The organism is Neisseria sp. KEM232 (genome assembly GCF_002237445.1).
Taxonomy (GTDB): domain Bacteria; phylum Pseudomonadota; class Gammaproteobacteria; order Burkholderiales; family Neisseriaceae; genus Neisseria.
On record NZ_CP022527.1, the window covers coordinates 1,022,253 to 1,044,742 of the forward strand.

Below are 22,490 nucleotides of genomic sequence, written 5' to 3' on the forward strand. Positions count from 1 at the left end.
TTGCGCATTATAAGTTTAATAATCTCCGCCCGAAAGGCTTTACCGGACAATCCGGCGGGAAATTCCCCGCCCGCTTTGCCGCATACTCCCGCCAAATGCCTGTAAACACAAAATTGCCTCACCATACCGCTGCCCGGCAGGCCTTTTCAGACGGCCTGTTGTTTTTCTTTCAGCACCCGCGGCAGCACGCCTGCGGTAAACGTGGCCGCCACGACAATCAGAATCCCCAGCCACGAAAGCGGAGAAATGTCCTCGCCCAGCAACAACACCGCCAGCAACACGCCGAAAATCGGTTCGAGCGAAGTCAGCAGCCCCGCCAGATTGGCCGGAACGGTCAGCATCCCCTTATTCCACAACAAATAGGCCAGCCAGCTGCACCCGATGCCCAAATACAGCAGCGCCGCCGCCCCCTGCCAGCTCCAAACCACCGTATAGCGCTCGGCCAGCAGCAGGGAAAACGGCAGGCACAACACCGCCGAAACGGCCAGCGAAACCGAAGTATAGGCCGGCGCACCGATTTCGCCGATCAGCTTCTGCGTCGGCCGCGTGATGCTGCAAAACACGATGCCTCCCATAAACACCAGCATACAGCCGAAAATGCTGATGCCGCCGCCCTCGCCGCCGCCGAGTATCAGCACGGCCACACCCGCAAACGCGGCTGCGCCGCAAAGCCAGTGGTACGGGCGGGCGCGGTCGTTGAAAAAAAAGTGGCCGACAAACACCATCATCAGCGGCTCCAGCCCGATCATTGTTGCAGCGCTGGCGGCAGACGTATATTTGACGCCGATAAATTGGAACATCAGCACGCCGACATAGTTGAGAAACGACAGCCACAACAACGGCTTCCATTTATCCTGCGGAATGCGTCCGATATAGCGGCGGCAGACCGGCAGCACGGCGAGCGCGGCGATAACCAGCCTGATCTGCACCGTCATTGCGGGATCGACCATCCCCTCGGCGTACTTGGCAGCGATAAAGGTGCTGCTCCAAATCACCAGTGCCAGAATTTGATAGATCATTCGGTTTCCTTGTCCGACTCCGCATCCGGGCGGTAATAGGCCGTCTGAAAACATATTCGGCAAAGCGCATTGTGCAGGCGCAAGGCTTTTTCAGACGGCCTCGGGGCTGTTTGCAAGCGTTTTGAGAAGCGGATTCCGTACACGGAAACAGACGGTGCGGGAAGCAAAAACCGTCGCGGCAACGAAACTGCAAAACAGCCCCGATTTAATGGTTCGACAAACCGCCGCGGCAAAAAACGCACGGCGGCGGCAAAGCGGCGGATTGTAACCCAAGGAGGCCGTCTGAAAAAGCCGGAGCGGCAGGCAAAACGGCATATCAGAGGCCGTCTGAAAGCCAAACCGCAAGCCTGTTTTCAAAGAACCGAAATCCGTTTTCAGACGGCCTACCTTTCTTTTCGCACTTAAAAACCGTATGATTGCGAGCCGTTTTCAACTCAACACACACCCATGGAAAATATTGCCGACACCGTGGCCGACCACACCCGACAATGGATGGAAAAAGCCGTTATCGGGCTGAACCTCTGCCCGTTTGCCAAAGCCCCGCACGTCAAAGGCCGCGTACGCATCGCCGTGAGCGGGGTCAAACACGGCGACGGTTTTTTGGAAGACCTCGACCGCGAATTGCAGCTTTTGGCCGACACACCGCCCGAACAGTTGGAAACCACGCTGCTCGTCCACCCGACGCTGTTTACCGACTTTTTGCAGTTCAACGACATGCTCGACACCGCCGAAGCCGCCATTGCCGACAACGGCCTCGAAGGCATCATCCAAATCGCCCCCTTCCACCCCGACTTCCGTTTCGAAGGCACCCAGCCCGACGACATCGGCAACTACACCAACCGCAGCCCCTACCCTACCCTCCACCTCATCCGCGAAGACAGCATCGCCAAAGCCGCGCAGGCTTTTCCCGATGCCGAAGCCATTTTCGGCCGCAACATCGAGCTGCTGGAAAAAATGGGCAAAAGCGGCTGGGACGCACTCGGCATCCCGCAGGGCTGCCCGTTCCACAAGGAACAGCCGTGATTTCCCGTCCGTTTTTCTGGCTGCTGGGCGCGGTGTCGCTGGCGGTGGGAATCGTCGGCATCGTGCTGCCGCTGCTGCCGACCACACCCTTCGTCCTTCTCACCGCCGCCTGCTGGGCAAAAGCCTCGCCGCGTTTTCACCGCTGGCTGCACCGCCACCGTTATTTCGGCCCGATGATTCAAAACTGGGAAGAAAAACGCGCCGTGCCCCGCCGTGCCAAATACCTCGCCTTTTCCATGATGGCGGCTTCCTGCCTGATTATCCTGTGGCGCATCCCCGATCCGTGGTGGATACCCGCCGCCGCAGCCGCGCTCTGTCTGGGCAGCGCATGGTGGATGTGGCGGCTGCCCGACGCATAAGCCCGCCGCTACCCAATGTGCGGCATCTCTTATAGAATGCAAACATTCAGTTAAAAGAAGTTAAGGAATCAAGATGGCAAATAATACAACCCTGCAAGCCCTGCTGCGTATGAGCGTGGTGAAGCAGATTATCATCGGACTCGTACTCGGCGTTGCGGTATACGCAGTTTCCGTCCCCGCCGCCAAAGCCGTCGGCATTTTGGGCAGTATGTTCGTCGGCGCGCTCAAAGCAGTCGCGCCGTTTTTGGTGTTCATACTGGTTACCGCCGCTATTACAAAACATCAAAAAGGCAACGAAATCCACATCAAACCCATTCTGGTGCTCTACCTTATCGGCACACTGGGCGCGGCTCTGGTTGCCGTTGCCGCCGGTCTGGCCTATCCGACCGAACTCAAACTGGTGAGCGGACAGGAAGGCATCGCTCCGCCCGAAGGCATTACCGCCGTATTGAAAACCCTGTTGCTCAACCTGGTCAGCAACCCCATCAAGGCGCTGGCCGAGGGTAACTACATCGGCATCCTTGCCTGGGCGCTGCTGCTCGGCTTCGCTCTGCGCCATGCCTCCGCCACCACCCGCGCCGCCGTTGCCGATATGGCTGATGCCGTCTCCGCCATTGTGCGCTGGGTAATCCGCTTCGCCCCGCTGGGTATCTTCGGCCTGGTCGCCTCCACTCTTGCCGAAACCGGTTTTGAAGCGCTGGCAGGCTATGCCAAGCTCCTCGTCGTGTTGGTCGGCTGCATGCTGTTTGTCGCCTTCGTCTTCAACCCGCTGATTGTCTGGTGGAAAATCCGCGCCAATCCCTATCCGCTCGTTTTCACCTGCCTGCGCGAAAGCGGCATTCCCGCTTTTTTCACCCGCTCCTCCGCCGCCAACATCCCCGTCAATATGGCACTGGCGAAAAAACTCGATCTGCACGAAGACACCTATTCCATTTCCATCCCGCTGGGCGCCACCATCAATATGGCGGGCGCGGCCATCACCATCACCGTGCTGGCGCTTGCCGCCGCCCATACCGAAGGCATCAGCGTTGACTTCCCCACCGCCCTGCTGCTGAGCCTCGTCGCCACCGTCAGCGCCTGCGGAGCATCCGGCGTGGCCGGCGGCTCGCTGCTGCTGATTCCCCTCGCATGCAGCCTGTTCGGCATCAGCAACGACGTCGCCATGCAGGTGGTCGCCGTCGGCTTCATCATCGGCGTGGTACAGGACTCTTGCGAAACCGCGCTCAACTCTTCCACCGACGTCCTCTTCACCGCCGCCGCCGACCTCGGCAGCCGTAGGAAAAACTGATCGGGTAAAAAAGCAAAAGAGGCCGTCTGAAAGTTTCAGACGGCCTCTTTTTTGGCATTTGGAAACATGGCGTACCCGTTCAAAACAAGCCATAAAAACCGCAATGCGGTAAAGCCGCAGACCTTTTACCCTGACCCTCACACGGCAAAACGCCGGACAGATTATGTTCGGCAGCGGCAAAAAGGCCTTACATAGCGGAACAACACGAAAATCTGGCAACACCCCAAATACGGCAGACAAAAAAATAACCGCAAATGCGGTTAGTGGTGCCCGGAACCGGAATCGAACCGGTACGCCCGTATCAGGGGCGACGGATTTTAAGTCCGTTGTGTCTACCAATTTCACCATCCGGGCTTTATCCCTGCCCGAAAGGAGGAAAAAGCAGAGATAAAACTTTGGAGGCGGGGGCGCGGATTTTAACCGGCCTGTACGGGGTTTGCACACCCCGTAGCATCAACACTCTGCCACCCCGCCGTGAGGCTTGAGATTTGTGGAGGCGGGAGTCGGAATCGAACCGGCGTCGACGGATTTGCAATCCGCTGCATAACCACTTTGCTATCCCGCCATAAAGAAAAAAGTTGTCTGACAACAACTTCGTTTTATGGAGCGGGAAACGAGTCTCGAACTCGCGACCTCAACCTTGGCAAGGTTGCGCTCTACCAACTGAGCTATTCCCGCATACGAATACGGTTTTATGGAGCGGGAAACGAGTCTCGAACTCGCGACCTCAACCTTGGCAAGGTTGCGCTCTACCAACTGAGCTATTCCCGCATAGACCGGATTGCATTTCAAACTGTGGAGCGGGAAACGAGTCTCGAACTCGCGACCTCAACCTTGGCAAGGTTGCGCTCTACCAACTGAGCTATTCCCGCTTGTATTTCGCTGCCCTAGGGCAAAGAAGGCGCCATTATAGTGTCTTTTGTTTGACTGTCAAGTGCCGTGGCGGATTTATTTGAAGTCCTTCCATGCCATTTTGAGGTAGTAAAACATCGACCAGATGGTAAGCACGGCGGCGGCGGCCATTAATGCGTTGCCGACAATGAGCAAATTCCAGCCGTGCCAGTCGCGTTCGCCGACAATCAGAAGCAGGATGGCGGCCATTTGCGCGGTGGTTTTGAGTTTGCCGATTTGCGCGACGGCGACGCTGCCGCGTTTGCCCATCTGCGCCATCCATTCGCGCAGGGCGGAGATGGTGATTTCGCGGCCGATGATCACCATGGCAAAAATGGCGTGGGTGCGGTGCAGGCTGACAAGCAGAATCAGGGCGACGGCCACCATCAGTTTGTCGGCGACGGGGTCGAGAAAGGCGCCGAAGTCGGAAGTCTGCTTCCAGCGGCGGGCAAGAAAGCCGTCGAACCAATCGGTCACGGCGGCAGCGGCGAAGATAAAAGCGGCTGTCCAATTGGCAGTTTGCGGCGCAATCCAGCTTTCGGGCAGGTAAAACAGCAAGGTGAACACGGGTATCAGGACGACGCGCATCCAAGTGAGCAGTATCGGTATGTTCCACGGCATGTCGTGATTCTTTCGTACGGATTGGGCGTGCGCGCCTTGTTTTTCAGACGGCCTCCGTATGGCGGGAGGCCGTCTGAAACCGCTAGGGCGCGGTGTGTGTGCGCGGCATTATAGCGGATTGCCCGCGCCTTCGGTTTTCACGGCGGAGGCTTTGTTTTAGAATGTTGCACCGTTCAAACAGGCCGTCTGAAAAGCGGCTTTCTTTATTATTGGGCAACAGGAAACCATGTCTGCAAACCATTACGAAAACTTCCCCGTCGGCTCGTGGGCGCTGCCGCGCCGCCTGCGCCGCCCCGTGCACGCCGTGTACGCCTTCGCCCGCCATGCCGACGATTTGGCCGACGAGGGCGACGCGCCCGCGGCCGAACGGCTGGCCGCCCTGAACGCATTGAAGGAAGAACTCGGCCGCATCGGCGCGGGACAAGAGCCGCAAACCGCCCTGATGCGCCGTCTGAACAACGAAGCCGTCTCCCCCTTTTCCCTGCCGCTGCAACCCTTTCACGACCTTTTGAGCGCGTTTTCGCAGGACGTGGAAAAAACCCGCTACCAAAACTTCGCCGAGCTGGCCGACTACTGCCGCCGCTCGGCCAACCCCGTCGGCCGCATCATGCTGCACCTCTATGGCGAAAGCGACAGCCGCAGCATCGCCCAAAGCGACGGCATCTGCACCGCCCTGCAACTCATCAACTTCTGGCAGGACGTCGGCATCGACCGTGAAAAAGGCCGCATCTACATCCCGAAGGACGACATGTCCAAATTCAAAGTCAGCGAAGAGCAGATTGCCGCAGGGCGCGCCGATTTCGCCTTCCGGCGGCTGATGGCCTACCAGTGCGACCGCGCCTTTAAAATGCTCAAAGCCGGCTCGCCCTTGGGCAACACGCTCAAAGGCCGCATCGGCCTCGAACTGCGCATGATCGTCGTCGGCGGCCAAATGATTCTGCAAAAACTCGACGCCGCCGGTTACGACGTCTTCACCGAACGCCCCGTGCTGCAACGGCAGGACTGGTGGCTGATCGTCAAACGGGCGGTGATGAAGAAATAGGCCGTCTGAAACAACCCGGAAACCGCCTGTGAACCTGAGCAAACCCGTCCTCCTCTCCGGCTCCGCCCTGCTCTTGGGCGCCTGCCAGTCGCTGCCCGACCTCGCCGGCCGCAGTGTCTCCACCTACATCGAAAGCGAAAGCGCCCCCCGCCTCGAAGCCGCCCTGCCCGCAGGCAGGCCGTCTGAAAAACAGACAGAGCAAAGCGGCGTTTACCTTTTGGCCGACCCGCACGACGCCTTCGTCGCCCGCGCCGTCCTCATCGAACACGCCGACCGCACCCTCGACATCGCCTACTACATCTGGCACAACGACGTCTCGGGCAAAATGCTGTTCCAAATGCTGCAACAGGCCGCCCGGCGCGGCGTGCGCGTGCGCCTGCTGCTCGACGACAACAACACGCGCGGCATGGACGACGTACTCGCCGCCCTCGACGCCGAAGCCAACATCGAAATCCGCCTGTTCAACCCCTTCACCCACCGCCGCTTCCGCGCCCTCGGCTACCTCACCGACTTTCCCCGCCTCAACCGGCGCATGCACAACAAATCCCTTACCGCCGACAACCGCTACACCATCGTCGGCGGCCGCAACATCGGCGACGAATACTTCAACGTCTCCACCGAAACCGGCTTCGCCGATCTCGACGTCCTCGCGCGCGGCACCGTCGTCACCGATGTTTCGCAGGATTTCGACCGCTACTGGGCCAGCGGTTCGAGCTACCCCTTCGCCGACATCGCCAAACGCGCCGACGCCGAAAAAGGCCGTCTGAAACTAAACCGCTCGCGCCAAAGCGACGCCGCCGTGCGCGAAAGCTACCTCGAAGACCTGCGCAGCTCCCCGCTGGCCGCCGCCGTCGACAGCGGCACCATCCCCTGGCTCTACGCCGACGCCCGCCTCGTCAGCGACGACCCCGCCAAAGGCCTGTCACGCAGCCGCGAAAAACCCTCCGTCGCCGACAAACTGTTCGACACCCTGGGCGAACCGCAGCGCGACCTCTTCATCGTCTCCCCCTACTTCGTCCCCAGCAAATGGGGCATGAACGCCATCCGTGCCATCCGCAAAAAAGGCGTCGCCGTCACCGTGCTCACCAACTCCCTGCGCGCCACCGACGTTGCCGCCGTCCACTCCGGCTACGCCCGCTACCGCAAAGCCCTGCTCGAAGCGGGCGTCGGACTCTACGAAGTCAAACCCGACTTCGCCCCTCCGAAAGCACGCGACAAAGGCCTCACCGGCAGCTCCGCCACCAGCCTGCACGCCAAAACCTTCGTCGTCGACGATAAACGCGTCTTCATCGGCTCGCTCAACTTCGACCCCCGCTCCGCCCGCCTCAACACCGAAATGGGCATCGTCCTCGACAGCCGCGAAATCGCCTCGAGAATGCGGCAGGAACTGGCACAAATGACCCCCGAGTACGCCTACAAAGTCGTCCTCGACCGCCAAAAAAAACGCCTGCGCTGGCAAGACCCCGACCAGCCCGACACCCTGCTGAAAAAAGAACCCGACGCCGGCCTGTGGAAACGCCTGCTCAACAACATCCTGTCGCTGCTGCCGATTGAAAAACTGCTGTGAGCACCCGTTTGCAGGCCGTCTGAAACCAACAAGGGGAATGCCGTGGACTTCGTCATCACCGTACTGCTGTGGGGCTTCGCCGCCCTCTGCGCCCTGATACTGCTGGCGAATATGCTGCTGATACTGCCGCGCCTCATTGCCTTTTCCACCGCCCTGTTCCTGCTCGGCCTACCCGTTTACCTGTACATCAAAACCGGCTGGTTGGCCGCCCTGCCCTGCGCCCTTCTCTGCTGGCCGGCCGCCTGCAAAATTCTCTTTTTTATGACCGGTTCCGACCAAATTCCGTATCAGGATAAAGGCACAAAGGAAGACTGAGGCCGTCTGAAAGGCCGTCTGAAAGCGAAGTTTCAATGAAGTTAAAACCAATCACGGCCGCAAGAGTGTTTAACTCCGCGGCACTCTTGCATATTTACCCGCACGCCGCTAATCAAACAGATTCATGAAAACCAAAGAAAAAACATTACTAACTTAATAGACCATCCGAACAAACTGATTAACGTGCCTCCGCGGGTCACCGTAGAGTACAAACGCCTCACCATACTATCGAAGTGATTCTGCCACCACACCAAAGTGACAATACGGGAAAGAAAACCAGCTGCACCGGCGACAGGATGACGGTACACAACATGCTGGGCAATACTGACAATGAGCCCCAAAGCACCAATATCCGAGACTTTACAACAAAACAAATACATCCGGGCATAAGTAACAAAATGGAGGCTAAGAATCCCTGCAAGCCTTATCCTATAGTGAGCCAAAATAAAAAAGATACAAGGCAGCAAGCCGCAGACAGTATGGGTAATACGGCAAGGCGCAGCAACGCCGTAGATTTTTTATTTTGGCTCACTATATAAGGCTTTAAAAGAGATCAAAGGCTTTGAATACAAAAAATGCCCTTTCTGCCGCTCAAAACAAGTCAAAAAGAACGGCTGTCGAAACAGCAAACAACGCCACAAATGCCACCTCTGCGGCAGGCAGTTTGATGGCGGCAGATGGCTTAATCCGCAGAAAATATGGCAGACATACAGAGAAGGCAGACAAACCGCCGTACAGCTTGCCAAAACTTACGGATGCAGCAGGCAGACCATTCTGAGACATCTCAAAAAGGTTCAAATTGAAGCGCACTTCATTGCTCCCGAAGTAGCCAACGTCATCATGGACACCACCCACTTCGGCCGTACGTTCGGCGTCATGGTTCTGTTCGACAGCATCAGCGGCAAAGCCCTGCCCGTCAGCGAAGCCAAATACGAAACCAACACGCTATATGCCCAAGCCATAGGAAGACTGAAAGCCAAAGGCATTTCAACCTGTTTTGCCGTTTTGCCGTTTTGACGAACTGAGCATCCCCGATTACAGCACCTTATGCCGCTACCGCAACTGGCTGGCGCAAGACGACACCCTGTCCGAACTGCTGGAACTGATTAACTACCAACTGACCGAAAAAGGCCTAAAAGTAGAGAAAGCATCCGCCGCCGTCGTTGACGCCACCATTATTCAGACCGCCGGCAGCAAACAGCGTCAGGCCATAGAAGTCGACGAGGAAGGACAAGTCAGCGGTCAAACCACACCGAGCAAAGACAGCGATGCCCGTTGGACAAAGAAAAACGGCCTCTACAAACTCGGTTACAAACAACATACCCGTACCGATGAGGAAGGCTATATCGAGAAACTGCACATTACCCCCGCCAATACTCATGAGTGTAACCATCTGTCGCCTTTGCTGGAAGGGATATCCGGGGAGGATTAAGGGGGTATTTGGGTAGAATTAGGAGTGATTTGGGGCGAAAACAGCCGAAAATCTTTGTTTAGGTTCCGGCTGTCGAAGGAAGGGCTTTTTTGCAAAGGTCTCGGATAGACAGTATTCCGAATTGCGAAAGCAAGATGGATGAAGGTGATTTATTACATTTGTATAAAGATCAGACAAATTAATTTTAAATAGGAGCTTAACAATGAAAAACATTGAAAACTACATGGTATTGACAGAAGCCAGTTATACTGACTTTTTTGGATTGGAACTTTCAGCAGATAACAAATCCAAAATTGAGAAAGCAATTAAAAATGAAGGGGATGATAACGGTAAGACAAAAAGCGGAATAGCCAAATATATTGCTGACAGATACAACGTTATTGACCATTGCACGGACGAAAATCATCCGGCAAGCACAGATCGGCCGTATTCCAAATCCGATTTTGGATTTTCGGCAACCCTGTTCCAAGACAAGACTACAAAAGAATATGTTTTTGCTATAAAAGGTTCCAAGGGGACATATGACCTTGCTATTGCAGATGCAGGCGACATCGCCAACGACGGACTTGCCCATCATCAAATCGTCGATATGTACAATTTCCGGCAGAGCATTGTTCAGGATGAGTTTAGACCGGCACAAAGCGCAGCAGACCTTTCAGGCTGCCTGATTGGAAACAGTCAGGCAGCCTGAAAGGTTTTGGGAATTGCGTGCAATTGGTTTTGCGGCGGCGTAAGCAAAGAGTATATCTTTGCCATCAAAGGCACGCTCAGCTTATATGATTTGGTTGCCGTGGACGGAGGGGATATCGCCCTTGACGGTTTGGCACACCATCAAATCGTCAATATGTACAATTTCCGGCAGAGCATTGTTCAGGATGAGTTTAGACCGGCAGAAACCGCAGCAGACCTTTCAGGCTGCCTGATTGGAAACAGTCAGGCAGCCTGAAAGGTTTTTGGGAATTGCTTGCAATTGGTTTTGCGACGGCGTAAGCTGCGAAACCGTATTTCAAACAAGGAGGAAGTGCAATGCTGGGATTGGCAATACTGTTCGGATTATGTATATGGCTGCTGCTGACGCTGCTGGCGATGGTGCTGGGCTATAAGCTGGGCAGACGGCTTACTAAGAAGAAATGGGGCAGACTGTTCGGTATGTTTACCGGTTTTATGCTGCTGATGGGTGGTTGGATTACCCATTGGGTGGTGGAATACTGGCAGACCAAAGCCTATGCGGCATCGGTGTGCGGCCTGGCGGGCTATAAGATTTACGTGCCGCCGGAAGAGTGGAAAAAAACGGTGTCGGAAGAAGAATGGAAGCAGATGGCGGAGTTTAAGTCTTGGCTTGTGCGTCCGTCGCAAAGAAACGGGCCGAAGACGCTTGTGTTTGAGGGGGAGGAGTATAAAATTGACTCGCAGATTGATAATAGGCTAACCAGTTATGAACGAACGATAAGGAAAGGATATACAATGGTTTGGGAAGATTTAATATATGATGTCAAACGAAAGGAGGTACTTTTTAAAGCAATACATACCCATACCGGAACAAGTTCCGGATGGGAATCGTTGGAGGAATTGAAATTTTGGATAGACAGTATTCCGAATTGCGAAAGCAAGATGGATGAAGGTGATTTATTACATTTGTATAAAGATCAGACAAATTAATTTTAAATAGGAGCTTAACAATGAAAAACATTGAAAACTACATGGTATTGACAGAAGCCAGTTATACTGACTTTTTTGGATTGGAACTTTCAGCAGATAACAAATCCAAAATTGAGAAAGCAATTAAAGATGAAGGGGATGATAACGGCAAGACAAAAAGCGGAATGGCCAAATATATTGCTGACAGATACAACGTTATTGACCATTGCACGGACGAAAATCATCCGGCAAGCACAGATCGGCCGTATTCCAAATCCGATTTTGGATTTTCGGCAACCTTGTTCCAAGACAAGACTACAAAAGAATATGTTTTTGCTATAAAAGGTTCCAAGGGGACATATGACCTTGCTATTGCAGATGCAGGCGACATCGCCAACGACGGGCTTGCCCATCATCAAATCGTCAATATGTATAATTTTTGGCAGAGCATTGTGCAGGAAGAGTTTAAACCGGCACCAAGCGCAGCAGACTTTTCAGGCTGCCTGATTGGAAACAGTCAGGCAGCCTGAAAGGTTTTGGGAATTGCGTGCAATTGGTTTTGCGGCGGCGTAAGCGGCGAAACCGCATATCAAACAAGGAGAAAAGCAATGCTGGGATTGCTGGTACTTTTTATATTGGGCTTATGGCTGCTGCTGACGCTGCTGGCGATGGTGTTCGGCTACAAAGCGGGCAAATGGCTGACGGGTAGGAGATGGGCGGGGCTGCTGGGCATGTTTGCCGGCTTTATGCTGCTGATGGGCGGCCAAGTTACCCATTGGGTGATGGAGTACCGAGAGGCCAAGGCCTATGCGGCATCGGTATGCGGCCTGGCGGGCTATAAGATTTACGTGCCGCCGGAGGAATGGAAAAAAACGGTGTCGGAAGAGGAATGGAAGCAGATGGCGGAGTTTAAGTCTTGGCTGGTCGATCCGACGGAGAAAAACGGGCCGAAGACGCTTGTGTTTGAGGGGGAGGAGTATAAGAATAGTAAACAGAAAAACAATAGGATTACTGTTTATCGAAGATTTTCAGGAGAAATGTATACGCATATTTTTGAGATTTTATATTATGATGTCAAACGAAAGGAGGTGCTTTTTAAAACAACAGATGTTTATACGGGAGTAGGCAGTTCTGGATTGGCTTCACTAACTGATTTTAAATCTTGGCTGAACGACATTCCCGACTGCCCGAGCAGCAAACAATCCAGCGAATTATTGGATATTTATTTTGAACCATTGGAGCGTTATCGTGAAAAACATTGAAAATTATGTATTACTGGCAGAAGCAAGCTATTCGGACTTTTCTAAAATTGATTTTAAACTTCCAAATATTAGTGAGCAAATTGAAAACGCAATAATTGAAGAGAATGACGGCAAAGACGAATCCAAATCCGGACTGGCCGCATATGTCTCCGACAAATACAATATAATTGCCCACTATAAGGATGCGGACAACAGTTCTTGGGCTGTGTCCGATATGATCGAAATGGTGGGAAGCGGCGAGACCGGATTCTCCGCAACCTTGTTTCAGGACAAAGACACAAAAGAGTATATCTTTGCCATCAAAGGCACGCTCAGCTTATATGATTTGGTTGCCATGGACGGAGGGGATATCGCCCTTGACGGTTTGGCACACCATCAAATCGTCAATATGTATAATTTTTGGCAGAGTATCGTGCAGGAAGAGTTTAAACCTGCAAGAATCGAAACGGATTTGGCTCTGACTGCCCAATATCAGGTGAAAAATCCCCATTCCGTTTTGGGAATAAATGCCTTCTCCGAATATCTTTCGCAAAACAAATTGGAAAACCAAGGTTATTTCCTTGATTCGGGAAAAGTCAAACGGATTGTTTTCTCCGAAAATGCGGTAAAGGGAAAAGGTTTGAAAGAAGTAGCGGAGCAAAAAGTAACCGTAACCGGCCACAGCTTGGGAGGCCATCTGTCGGCTGCATTTTCCCGACTGTTTCCCGATGCGACCAAACATGCCTATATGGTCAATGGGGCGGGTTTCGGCTCTCTGACAAATTTGGTTGGGACAAACAATGAGGGAAATATACGTATGGTTTTCTCTTCATTGGGAGGTGCTGCAAAATTCGATCCTGCAAAAATCACCAACATTATCGGCGATAAAAGCATGAATTTCATCGCCCAAAACTGGAAAATTGGCCTGCAACAGCCGGGGAAGTCAACCGAAATCTTTATTGAAGACAATGCAATGGGCCAGACTTTGGGACACGGTATGCCGCAAATGAGCGACAGTATGATGACCGCCTCACTGTTCTTCGCATTGGACAAATCCCTCCAAGACAAAAGCCTTGCCGACGCTTTGGATTTCGTCAACCCGCTGTTCCAATCGGCGGAGAACGACGAAGAGAACACTTTGGAAGCAACCGTTCATATGCTGGACAAGCTGGTCAACGGCAGTAAAGCTGTCGAAATCGCAAAAGGCGATCGTAATACGCTTTACGAGCGGATGGCGAAATTAAAGCTGCAGATTTCCAAGCTTGGAGACGGCTTCTCCGTATCCCGTTTGTCCGACGTGCCCGATCTGGCCGCCAAGGCCGCCGCAGACACGCCCGAAGGTTTGGCCTACCGCTATGCCCTGCGCGAACTGAATCCGTTTGCAATCGTCGGTTTCGATTACGGCAGCCATAATCAAAACGGCTCATTGGATCTTTATTCCGCCGCCAATCCCAACGGTATGAGTGCCGAATACATACGCGACCGTGCACAAATGCTGCATTGGAACAGTTATTACGCGCAAGAAAACAAACCGTACGGCAGCCAAGTCAGCTCGTGGTCGTTCCGTGATGATTTTATTTATCAGGATCTCAACCGCAATATCACGCTTGATCTTGACGGTTTCAACCCTGCCTCTACGCAGACCGGCCATATCCTGTTCGGCAGCGAAGCCCGGCAAAACACACTGACCGGCAGCAGCATTGGCGACAGCCTTTACGGCGGTGTGAATAACGACGTGCTTGACGGCAAAGGCGGCGCAGATTACATGGAAGGCGGCGCAGGCTTCGATACCTACTACATCGACGGCAACGACACCGTTTACGACAGCGACGGCACCGGCAAAATCATCTTCAGCGGCGGATTGCTGCACAGCGAAGCAACCGCCGCAAACTTTGTCCGCGATTCGGACGGCACCCAAGACATCTGGTACAGCGTCGGCGAAAACGGCATGCGCGACGGCAGAATGACAGCCAAAAAGTCGGGGCAGGATCTCATCATCACCCGCGCAGGAGACAGCGTTCTTCTGCGCGGTTTTTTCGACACCGCCAAAAACACTTCAGACGGCCTCTCCGCCCTCGGCATTACCCTGGCAGAGGCGCAAACGCCGCAAACCGCCGATACCGGCGCATGGGAAAACGCCCCCCATTCCGCCAATCTCTACAACACCTTCTACCTCAATGCCCGTAAAAGTTTCGCCGTCAGCGGAGGCTTGAAAGACGATATTGTTTTCGCCGGCACAGCAGATGCTTCGCTGATTCAAACCGGCGCGGGCAACGACAGGGTGTACGGCAGCATGATGGCCGACAAAATCTATGGCGGCGACGGCAACGACGTGTTAAACGGCAGTTCCTATGCGGGAATACGCAGTGTCGAAGAAATGGCCAAGGATGCCGATCTGATAGTCGGCGGCAACGGCCGCGATATCATCAGCGGCATGGCGGGAGACGACATTATCCATACCGGCAACGAAGGGGAACACCTGCTTGCGGCAGGCAGCGGCGAACGCGGCGACTGGGCAACAGGCGGACTTGGCGACGACAAAATCTATGGAAGCACAGGCAACGATTTCCTCAGCGGCGCGGAAGGTTCGGACACCATATACGGCGGAGCCGGCGACGATGTGATCTTGGGCGATGCCTTTATGCGCGGCGGAGCCAAATCCCGTCCGATTTATGTTGAGGCCACCATCGGCGAGCCGTTTTACGGCGGAGTGGTCGGAATCGGCGGGATAGTTGGAATCGGCGGCATCATACCGCCTTCGGTACACAAACCGTTGATCGGCAGAACGCATACCTATACCGATCAGGACGGTTGGAAAAGCGAAACGCTCAATGTGGCAACGGCCATACATTCCGATACCGACAAATGGTCGGTATCGGTGGATTGGGAAAAAGGCGATTACGGCCTGCAGGCAGCGGTTGCTCCGGTTAAAGAAGAGCACCGTGTCGCGCAGGACGGCGCGGCCGACTATCTTTACGGCGGCAGCGGCCGCGATCTGATTATCGGCCAAGACGGCGGTGACTTTCTGTTTGGCGGGGAAGGCGACGACATCCTGTGGGGCGACGACAACCGCGACCAGACGGTCAGCGGCCACGATTACCTTGACGGCGGCGCGGGCAACGACACCCTTTACGGCGGTTTGGGCAACGACAGCCTGACCGGCGGCGCAGGCAACGATATTCTGTATGGCGGCGAAGGCCGCGACAACTACTGGTTCCACAGCAGCGACCTGCGCAACGGCGACAACGACATACTGGAAGACAGCGACGGACTGGGCAACATCATGCTCGACGGCCGCAACATTGCCGAAGCAGACTGGGAAGCCGACGAGGGAGGTACAAGCTGGCACGCCGCATCCCGAGGCTGGACCTTGAGCCGCGACGGCGGCGACCTGCTGTTTGCCATCGACGGCACGTCCGGCAGCATCCGCATCCGCAACCACCGCGAAGGCGCTTTGGGGTTTGATTTGCCCAAACCCAACCGCGCCCCCGAAGTGCGCGAAGCGGCCGAAGACCTGACGCTCGACAAAGCAGGTTATTTCAGCTTCAGGCTGCCTGATACCCTGTTTGCCGATCCCGATAGCGTGTACGGTGATTTCTTGCGCTACAGCGTCACCCTGGCCGACGGCAGCGCACTGCCGCCGGGCATCCACGGCGTCTATTTCAACGCCGCCACCCGCACCGTCAGCGGCTACGCCCCCGATACGGGCTTGGATATGCTCCTTACCGCCACCGACCGCAAAGGGCTCGCCGCTTCGCAAAACTGGTCGGTACGCATCAAAGCCGCCGAAGAGACGCAGCCTGAAAAACCGCAGCCGCCGCAAGAGCATGACACCGATGAAAACGATACCGTACAGCCGGTTTACGGCAGCAGCGGCGACGACACGCTGACCGGCGGCGGGCGCCGCGACCACATCCATGCCTTAAGCGGCAACGATACCCTTGAGGGCGGCGCAGGCAACGACTGGCTCTACGGCGGCACCGGCGACGACACCTACCGTTTTGCCGCAGGCGACGGCGCCGACTGGATACAGGACGAGGGCGGCAGCGACAGCATCGTACTGGCAGGCATCCGCAGCGATCAGGCACGCTTCCGCCGCGAAGAAGACCATCTGGCGGTATACGGCTACCACGAAGGCGACGTTGTGCGCGTCCACAACTTCTTTGCCGGTAGTGAACACCGTATCGAACAATTCCGCTTTGCCGACCGCACGCTGAGAGCTGAAGACTTCCTGCGCTATGCCGATGCCGGCCAATACGTTTCCCGCCTGGTTTCCGCCGCAGCCGACGGCTACGACGAGCGTTACAGCGGCAGCCAAAGCCTGCACGGCAGCACCGGCAACGACGTGCTGCACGGCGAAGAGGGCAACGACCACCTGTATGCCTATTCCGGCAACGACCTGCTGGTCGGCGGCAAAGGCAACGACTGGCTCTACGGCGGCACCGGCGACGACACCTACCGTTTTGCCGCAGGAGACGGCGCCGACTGGATACGCGACGACGGCGGCAGCGACAGCCTGCACTTCACCGGTTTGGACAGCCGTGACGCTTCGTGGCGCAGAGAGGGCGATCATCTGGCTTTGTTCGGACGGAACGGCGATGTGGTGCGCATCCACGATTACTTTGCCGGCTCCGCACACCGCATCGAACGGCTCGCCTTTGCCGACCGTACGCTGGACAATCCCGATTTCGCCGCCCACGCCCAAGCGGCCGACGGGCTGATACAGGCGATGTCGGTATTTGGCGGGGGCAGCGGAGCAATGTCGGCCTCTGCCGATACGGCGTCCGTTTCGCAACCGCTGCTGGCTGCCCCTTCGTCTTTTTGAGGCAGAAACAGGGGTTGAGGCCGTCTGAAAGCGAAGCCCGGCGAAGTTGAAACCGCCGTACACGCAACAGGAGGCCGTCTGAAACCGTTTCAGACGGCCTGAGACCTTTGCAAAAAAAGCAGCCGAAGGCAGGTATTCCTGCCTTCGGCTGCTTTTTTTTAAATTTCCGATATTTTTAAGACGAATTGAGACCTTTGCAAAATCCCCCCAAATCCCCTAAATTACCACCAAGACATTTAGGGGATTTCTCATGAGCACCTTCTTCCGGCAAACCGCACAAGCCATGATTGCCAAACACATCGACCGCTTCCCACTATTGAAGTTGGATCAGGTGATTGATTGGCAGCCGATCGAACAGTACCTGAATCGTCAAAAAACCCGTTACCTTAGAGGCGGTGCCGTTTTGTGAATTTCTACAATACCGTCAAGCCCCACAGCAGCCTGAAAGGGGATACGCCCTTTGAAGTGCTGCAGGCTTATTTTTCTCAACCTGTGGTGTAAATAACGCGAACTTTTCTAACACATAAGCAGCTCAGAAGCGCATATTTCAACCTGAAACGGAATTTGGCTTACTTGTTTGTGTTTGAGCAATATCCCGATTTGAACATCCCAAACACCACTAACCTGCTTGACGGTATGTTTGCGGGCTTAAAGCGCCATTTGGCGTGCCATAACGGCATGAGCAAAGAAAATAAGATTATGTTTGTTAAGGATTATTTCTCAATTAAACCTTAGACTCAGCCTCCATTTTGTTACTCATGCCGACATCCGCTTAGTAACGTTTGGCTTCCCTACCCGAAACAACAGCAACAAATTTGCGCGGGATTTGTTTGATTCGTCCGGTTATAAAAAACGCCGTCTTTTCGGACGGCGTTTTTTCCTGCGGTCAGTTTTCCAATCCGCTGTCGGCGGCAGCTTCGGCGGCAGTCAGCGCGGTATCTTCGGCCTTCGCATCTGCCAGCCGCTCCGCCCATTGGCGGCGGCGGGAGCGGTGGTAGGTGAGGCCGGTACCGGCGGGAATCAGGCGGCCGACAATGACGTTTTCTTTCAGGCCGCGCAATTCGTCGCGTTTGCCCATGATGGCGGCTTCGGTCAGCACGCGGGTGGTTTCCTGGAAGGACGCGGCGGAGATGAAGCTGTCGGTGGAGAGCGAGGCTTTGGTAATACCCAAAAGGATGTTGTCAAAGCGGGCAGGCTCTTTGCCTTCGGCCAGGGCTTTTTCGTTGGCGGCCATCACGTCGGCGCGTTCGACCTGTTCGCCGGTGATGAAGCGGGTGTCGCCTGCGTCGGCGATGTTCACGCGGCGCAGCATTTGGCGGATGATGACTTCGATGTGTTTGTCGGAAATCTTCACGCCTTGCAGACGGTAAACCTCCTGCACTTCCTGCACGATGTAGCGCGCCAGGGCTTCGATGCCTTGCAGGCGCAGGATGTCGTGCGGATCAACGGAGCCGTCGACGACGGTTTCACCGCGGTTCACCACTTGGCCGTCGTGGACGAGGATCTGTTTCTCTTTGGAAATCAGGGTTTCGTGTGCCACGCCGTCGACATCGGTAATCACCAGGCGCTGTTTGCCTTTGGTTTCTTTACCGAAGGAGACGGTGCCGGTTACTTCGGCCAGCATGCCGGCATCTTTCGGGATGCGGGCTTCAAACAGCTCAGCCACGCGCGGCAGACCGCCGGTAATGTCGCGGGTTTTGGTGGAGGCTTGCGGGATACGCGCCAGTACGTCGCCTTTGCCGATTTCCTGTCCTTCGCGCACGGTAATCACGGCGCCGACGGGGAAAGCCATGGACACGGGGGTTTCCGTGCCGGGGATTTTGACTTCTTCGCCGTTTTCGTCGACAAGTTTCACGGTCGGACGCAGCAGTTTGCTGGTGCTGGAACGGCGTTTGCCGTCGATGACGACGAGTGTGGACAGGCCGGTGATTTCGTCGGTTTGTTTGGCGACGGTAACTCCTTCTTCGACGTTTTCAAATTTCACCGTACCGGCGTGTTCGGTAATCATCGGGCGGGTGTGCGGATCCCAAGTGGCCAGGGTGGTGCCGGCTTTGACGGCTGCGCCGTCCTGAACCAGAAGCGTCGCGCCGTAGGGCACTTTGTGGCGCTCGCGCTCGCGGCCGATATCGTCGTGGATGACGACTTCGGAGGAGCGGCCGATGACGATGAGCTCGCCTTTGTTATTGGCAACATAGCGCATCTGGCTGTTGAAACGTGCCGTACCGTTGGATTTGGCTTCCACCTGGCTGGCTGCTGCCGCACGCGATGCCGCACCGCCGATGTGGAAGGTACGCATGGTGAGCTGTGTGCCGGGTTCGCCGATAGACTGGGCGGCAATCACGCCGACGGCTTCTCCCGCATTGACCAGTTTGCCGCGCGCAAGGTCGCGGCCGTAACACTTGGCGCACAGGCCGTAGCGGGTTTTACAGGTAATCGGCGTGCGTACTTTCACTTCGTCTACGCCCGAATTGTCGATGAGGTCGACAAGCTGCTCGGACAACATCGTGCCTGCTTCCACCAGGGTTTCATGGCTGGAAGGATCGACGATGTCCTGCGCGGCCACGCGTCCCAAAATGCGGTCGCGCAGCGGTTCGATCACGTCGCCACCCTGCACCACGGCTTTCATGACGAAGCCGTCGGAAGTGCCGCAGTCGTCTTCAATGACAACCAAGTCTTGAGTGACGTCTACCAAACGACGGGTCAGGTAACCGGAGTTGGCGGTTTTCAAGGCGGTATCGGCCAAGCCTTTGCGCGCACCGTGTGTCGCAATAAAGTATTGCAGTACCGACAAGCCTTCGCGGAAGTTGGAGGTAATCGGCGTTTCGATAATCGAGCCGTCCGGTTTGGCCATCAGGCCGCGCATGCCGGAAAGCTGTTTAATCTGGGCGGCGGAACCGCGCGCACCGGAGTCGGCCATCATGTAGATGGAGTTGAACGACTCCTGCTCGACTTCTTTGCCGTCGCGGTCGATGACTTTTTGTTTGGACAGGTTGTCCATCATCGCTTTGGCGATTTTGTCGCCCGCGCGCCCCCAAATATCAACCACTTTATTGTAGCGCTCGCCGTTGGTAACCAAACCTTGGCGGTATTGGTCTTCGATTTCCTTCACTTCGGCCTGAGCTTCGGCCAGCAGCTGCGGTTTCTCTTTCGGAATTTCCATATCGTCGACGCAGATGGAGATGCCGCCCTTGGCCGCGAAGCCGAAGCCTGTGTACATCAGGTGGTCGGCAAAAATCACCGTGTCGCGCAGACCGCACAAGCGGAACGATGCGTTAATCAGCTTGGAAATCTCTTTTTTCTTCAGAGCCTTGTTGATGTATTCGAAAGGCAGGCCTTTGGGCAGGATTTCGGACAACAAGGCGCGGCCGACGGTGGTTTCGTAGCGTTTGACCACCGGCTCGAATTCGCCCGCTTCGTTTTTCACCCATTCGCGCAGGCGCACAGTGATTTTCGTGCCCAATTCGACCTGTTTGGTGTGGTAGGCGCGGTGCACTTCTTTCACATCGGCAAACAGGCTGCCTTCGCCTTTGCCGTTGATTTTGTCACGGGTCATGTAGTAGAGACCCAAGACGATGTCCTGCGAGGGCACGATAATCGGCTCGCCGTTGGCAGGAGACAGCACGTTGTTGGAAGCCAGCATCAGGGTGCGGGCTTCCATCTGCGCTTCCAGGCTCAGAGGAACGTGGACGGCCATTTGGTCACCGTCGAAGTCGGCATTGAATGCGGCGCACACCAAGGGATGAAGCTGGATGGCTTTGCCTTCGATCAGAATCGGCTCGAAGGCCTGGATACCCAAGCGGTGCAGGGTCGGCGCACGGTTGAGCATAATCGGATGTTCGCGGATGACTTCGTCCAAAATATCCCAAACTACCGGCACTTCCTGCTCAACCAGTTTTTTTGCCGCTTTGACGGTAGACGCTTCGCCGCGCAGTTCCAGTTTGTGGAAAATAAACGGTTTGAACAGTTCCAACGCCATTTTTTTCGGCAGACCGCACTGGTGCAGGCGCAGGTAGGGGCCGACGGTAATCACGGAACGGCCGGAGTAGTCGACTCGTTTACCCAACAGGTTTTGACGGAAACGGCCGCCCTTGCCTTTAATCATGTCGGCCAGAGATTTGAGCGGACGTTTGTTGGCGCCGGTCATGGCTTTGCCGCGGCGGCCGTTGTCGAGCAGGGAATCCACCGCTTCCTGCAGCATGCGTTTTTCGTTGCGCACGATGATGTCGGGTGCGTGCAGTTCGAGCAGGCGTTTGAGACGGTTGTTGCGGTTGATGACGCGGCGGTAGAGATCGTTCAAATCGGATGTGGCAAAACGGCCGCCGTCCAGAGGCACGAGCGGGCGCAGATCGGGCGGCAGCACGGGCAGCACGTCCATAATCATCCATTCGAGCTTCATGCCGCTGCGCTGGAAGGCTTCCAGCACTTTCAGGCGTTTGGCGATTTTTTTGATTTTGGTGTCGGAGTTGGTGCTTTCCAATTCCTGACGCAGCATTTCCACTTCGGCGGAAATATTGAGGCTTGCCAGCAGGTCGCGGATACCTTCCGCACCCATTTTGGCATCGAAATCATCGCCGTATTCGTCAAGCTTTTGATAGTAGTCTTCCTCGGTCAGCAGCTGGCGGCGTTGCAGCGGCGTCATGCCGGGATCGGTGACAACGAAAGCTTCAAAATACAACACGCGTTCGATGTCGCGCAGGGTCATGTCCAGCACCATGCCGAGGCGGGAAGGCAGGGATTTGAGGAACCAAATGTGGGCGACGGGCGCGGCCAGTTCGATATGCCCCATGCGCTCGCGGCGCACTTTCGACAGAGTCACTTCCACACCGCATTTTTCACAGGTGACGCCTTTGAATTTCAGGCGTTTGTATTTTCCGCACAGGCATTCGTAGTCTTTGACCGGGCCGAAGATTTTGGCACAGAAGAGGCCGTCGCGCTCGGGTTTGAAGGTGCGGTAGTTGATGGTTTCAGGTTTTTTCACCTCGCCGTAAGACCACGAACGGATGGTTTCCGGCGATGCGATGCCGATTTTGATGGCATCGAATTCTTCTTCCATTCCTGCGGCTTGCAGGGGATTAAACAAATCTAACAATGCTTTCATTTTTGCTCCTTAATAAGGAAGTGTGTTTTTCGTCCCGTCCGGCCGATGGGATGCCGAAACGTTTTTTCAGACGGCCTGCAGACAGCGGAAAGGCCGTCTGAAAACGGAAGAAAAGATACCTGCCGTATTCT

At 55.4% G+C, this 22,490-nt stretch carries 16 protein-coding genes, 6 tRNA genes and 4 pseudogenes; 16 read left to right on the plus strand and 10 right to left on the minus strand.

The window, feature by feature from the left end; all coding sequences use genetic code 11:
* Window positions 1-146 precede the first annotated feature (146 nt).
* Window positions 147-1,019 (minus strand): DMT family transporter, encoded by an 873-nt coding sequence (locus CGZ77_RS05035; protein ID WP_009425286.1) that lies wholly within the window; start codon window positions 1,017-1,019, stop codon window positions 147-149.
* Window positions 1,020-1,466: 447 nt separating this feature from the next.
* On the opposite strand from CGZ77_RS05035, the gene CGZ77_RS05040 reads away from it, so the two are divergent.
* The 3 genes from CGZ77_RS05040 (at window position 1,467) to sstT (ending at window position 3,689) form a co-directional block, all read left to right on the plus strand.
* Complete coding sequence (locus CGZ77_RS05040) at window positions 1,467-2,042, plus strand: DUF1415 domain-containing protein (RefSeq protein WP_009425290.1); 576 nt, start codon at window positions 1,467-1,469, stop codon at window positions 2,040-2,042.
* Entirely contained in the window at window positions 2,042-2,401 is a 360-nt protein-coding gene (locus tag CGZ77_RS05045) for a YbaN family protein (protein WP_232304371.1), read from the plus strand. Before CGZ77_RS05040 ends, CGZ77_RS05045 begins: the two co-directional genes overlap by 1 nt.
* Window positions 2,402-2,474: 73 nt before the next feature.
* Entirely contained in the window at window positions 2,475-3,689 is a 1,215-nt protein-coding gene (gene sstT / locus CGZ77_RS05050) for a serine/threonine transporter SstT (protein ID WP_009425292.1), read from the plus strand.
* Between the two features lie 264 nt (window positions 3,690-3,953).
* On the opposite strand, the gene CGZ77_RS05055 is transcribed toward sstT, so the two are convergent.
* The 7 genes from CGZ77_RS05055 to pgsA all read right to left on the minus strand — a co-directional run bounded on the left by CGZ77_RS05055 (window position 3,954) and on the right by pgsA (window position 5,201).
* A tRNA-Leu gene (locus CGZ77_RS05055) sits at window positions 3,954-4,043 on the minus strand.
* A gap of 42 nt (window positions 4,044-4,085) precedes the next feature.
* Window positions 4,086-4,163, minus strand: a tRNA-OTHER gene (locus CGZ77_RS12035).
* Between the two features lie 17 nt (window positions 4,164-4,180).
* Window positions 4,181-4,254 (minus strand) — tRNA-Cys (locus CGZ77_RS05060).
* 37 nt (window positions 4,255-4,291) lie between these two features.
* Window positions 4,292-4,367 (minus strand) — tRNA-Gly (locus tag CGZ77_RS05065).
* Between the two features lie 17 nt (window positions 4,368-4,384).
* Window positions 4,385-4,460: transfer RNA gene (locus tag CGZ77_RS05070), tRNA-Gly, on the minus strand.
* Window positions 4,461-4,485: 25 nt separating this feature from the next.
* A tRNA-Gly gene (locus CGZ77_RS05075) sits at window positions 4,486-4,561 on the minus strand.
* A 76-nt stretch (window positions 4,562-4,637) separates the two neighbouring features.
* Window positions 4,638-5,201, minus strand: a complete 564-nt coding sequence (pgsA, locus tag CGZ77_RS05080; protein ID WP_009425293.1) for a CDP-diacylglycerol--glycerol-3-phosphate 3-phosphatidyltransferase — start codon at window positions 5,199-5,201, stop codon at window positions 4,638-4,640.
* A 226-nt stretch (window positions 5,202-5,427) separates the two neighbouring features.
* Between pgsA and hpnC the strand changes: the two genes are divergently transcribed.
* From hpnC to CGZ77_RS05095, 3 genes are read left to right on the plus strand one after another with little or no spacing between them, the layout of a single operon-like run.
* Entirely contained in the window at window positions 5,428-6,243 is an 816-nt protein-coding gene (hpnC, locus tag CGZ77_RS05085) for a squalene synthase HpnC (RefSeq protein ID WP_009425295.1), read from the plus strand.
* 28 nt (window positions 6,244-6,271) lie between these two features.
* Entirely contained in the window at window positions 6,272-7,810 is a 1,539-nt protein-coding gene (locus CGZ77_RS05090) for a phospholipase D family protein (protein WP_009425296.1), read from the plus strand.
* A 42-nt stretch (window positions 7,811-7,852) separates the two neighbouring features.
* Window positions 7,853-8,125 carry a hypothetical protein gene (locus CGZ77_RS05095; RefSeq protein WP_009425297.1) on the plus strand — a complete coding sequence of 91 codons (273 nt, stop codon included), beginning with the start codon at window positions 7,853-7,855 and terminating at the stop codon, window positions 8,123-8,125.
* Window positions 8,126-8,716: 591 nt separating this feature from the next.
* Here CGZ77_RS05095 and CGZ77_RS12440 read toward each other — a convergent pair.
* A complete protein-coding gene (locus CGZ77_RS12440) occupies window positions 8,717-8,935 on the minus strand; it encodes a hypothetical protein (protein ID WP_083479440.1) in 219 nt (72 codons plus the stop codon).
* Window positions 8,936-8,965: 30 nt separating this feature from the next.
* On the opposite strand from CGZ77_RS12440, the gene CGZ77_RS12755 reads away from it, so the two are divergent.
* The 10 genes and pseudogenes from CGZ77_RS12755 to CGZ77_RS12445 form a co-directional block, all read left to right on the plus strand.
* Entirely contained in the window at window positions 8,966-9,142 is a 177-nt protein-coding gene (locus CGZ77_RS12755) for a hypothetical protein (RefSeq protein WP_369830583.1), read from the plus strand.
* Window positions 9,129-9,542 (plus strand): annotated as a pseudogene (locus CGZ77_RS05110) (transposase); the annotation flags it as partial. The gene CGZ77_RS12755 and the pseudogene CGZ77_RS05110, both read left to right, overlap by 14 nt.
* A gap of 217 nt (window positions 9,543-9,759) precedes the next feature.
* On the plus strand, window positions 9,760-10,248 hold the full coding sequence (locus CGZ77_RS05115) for a hypothetical protein (RefSeq protein WP_094030994.1): 489 nt from the start codon (window positions 9,760-9,762) through the stop codon (window positions 10,246-10,248).
* A 335-nt stretch (window positions 10,249-10,583) separates the two neighbouring features.
* The gene (locus tag CGZ77_RS05125; RefSeq protein ID WP_094030996.1) at window positions 10,584-11,216 is read left to right on the plus strand and encodes a hypothetical protein; all 633 of its coding nucleotides are present in this window, start codon (window positions 10,584-10,586) and stop codon (window positions 11,214-11,216) included.
* A gap of 20 nt (window positions 11,217-11,236) precedes the next feature.
* Window positions 11,237-11,725, plus strand: a complete 489-nt coding sequence (locus CGZ77_RS05130) for a hypothetical protein (RefSeq protein WP_094030997.1) — start codon at window positions 11,237-11,239, stop codon at window positions 11,723-11,725.
* A 78-nt stretch (window positions 11,726-11,803) separates the two neighbouring features.
* Complete coding sequence (locus CGZ77_RS05135; protein WP_094030998.1) at window positions 11,804-12,457, plus strand: hypothetical protein; 654 nt, start codon at window positions 11,804-11,806, stop codon at window positions 12,455-12,457.
* Window positions 12,444-17,261, plus strand: a complete 4,818-nt coding sequence (locus CGZ77_RS05140; RefSeq protein ID WP_157697516.1) for a calcium-binding protein — start codon at window positions 12,444-12,446, stop codon at window positions 17,259-17,261. Before CGZ77_RS05135 ends, CGZ77_RS05140 begins: the two co-directional genes overlap by 14 nt.
* 250 nt (window positions 17,262-17,511) lie before the next feature.
* Window positions 17,512-17,652 (plus strand): annotated as a pseudogene (locus tag CGZ77_RS12045) (IS5/IS1182 family transposase); the annotation flags it as partial.
* A 5-nt stretch (window positions 17,653-17,657) separates the two neighbouring features.
* Window positions 17,658-17,762: pseudogene (locus tag CGZ77_RS12760) on the plus strand (IS481 family transposase); the annotation flags it as partial.
* An 18-nt stretch (window positions 17,763-17,780) separates the two neighbouring features.
* Window positions 17,781-17,996, plus strand: a pseudogene (locus CGZ77_RS12445) (hypothetical protein); the annotation flags it as partial.
* A 151-nt stretch (window positions 17,997-18,147) separates the two neighbouring features.
* Here CGZ77_RS12445 and rpoC read toward each other — a convergent pair.
* Complete coding sequence (gene rpoC, locus CGZ77_RS05155; protein WP_009425980.1) at window positions 18,148-22,359, minus strand: DNA-directed RNA polymerase subunit beta'; 4,212 nt, start codon at window positions 22,357-22,359, stop codon at window positions 18,148-18,150.
* Window positions 22,360-22,490: the final 131 nt, after the last annotated feature.

Bases quoted from the DNA above. Each gene is read 5' to 3' on its own strand.
- CGZ77_RS05035 (WP_009425286.1), bottom strand. From the start codon at position 1,019: ATGATCTATCAAATTCTGGCACTGGTGATTTGGAGCAGCACCTTTATC.
- CGZ77_RS05040 (WP_009425290.1), top strand. From the start codon at position 1,467: ATGGAAAATATTGCCGACACCGTGGCCGACCACACCCGACAATGGATG.
- sstT (WP_009425292.1), top strand. From the start codon at position 2,475: ATGGCAAATAATACAACCCTGCAAGCCCTGCTGCGTATGAGCGTGGTG.
- pgsA (WP_009425293.1), bottom strand. From the start codon at position 5,201: ATGCCGTGGAACATACCGATACTGCTCACTTGGATGCGCGTCGTCCTG.
- hpnC (WP_009425295.1), top strand. From the start codon at position 5,428: ATGTCTGCAAACCATTACGAAAACTTCCCCGTCGGCTCGTGGGCGCTG.
- CGZ77_RS12755 (WP_369830583.1), top strand. From the start codon at position 8,966: ATGGACACCACCCACTTCGGCCGTACGTTCGGCGTCATGGTTCTGTTC.
- CGZ77_RS05115 (WP_094030994.1), top strand. From the start codon at position 9,760: ATGAAAAACATTGAAAACTACATGGTATTGACAGAAGCCAGTTATACT.
- CGZ77_RS05125 (WP_094030996.1), top strand. From the start codon at position 10,584: ATGCTGGGATTGGCAATACTGTTCGGATTATGTATATGGCTGCTGCTG.
- CGZ77_RS05130 (WP_094030997.1), top strand. From the start codon at position 11,237: ATGAAAAACATTGAAAACTACATGGTATTGACAGAAGCCAGTTATACT.
- CGZ77_RS05135 (WP_094030998.1), top strand. From the start codon at position 11,804: ATGCTGGGATTGCTGGTACTTTTTATATTGGGCTTATGGCTGCTGCTG.
- rpoC (WP_009425980.1), bottom strand. From the start codon at position 22,359: ATGAAAGCATTGTTAGATTTGTTTAATCCCCTGCAAGCCGCAGGAATG.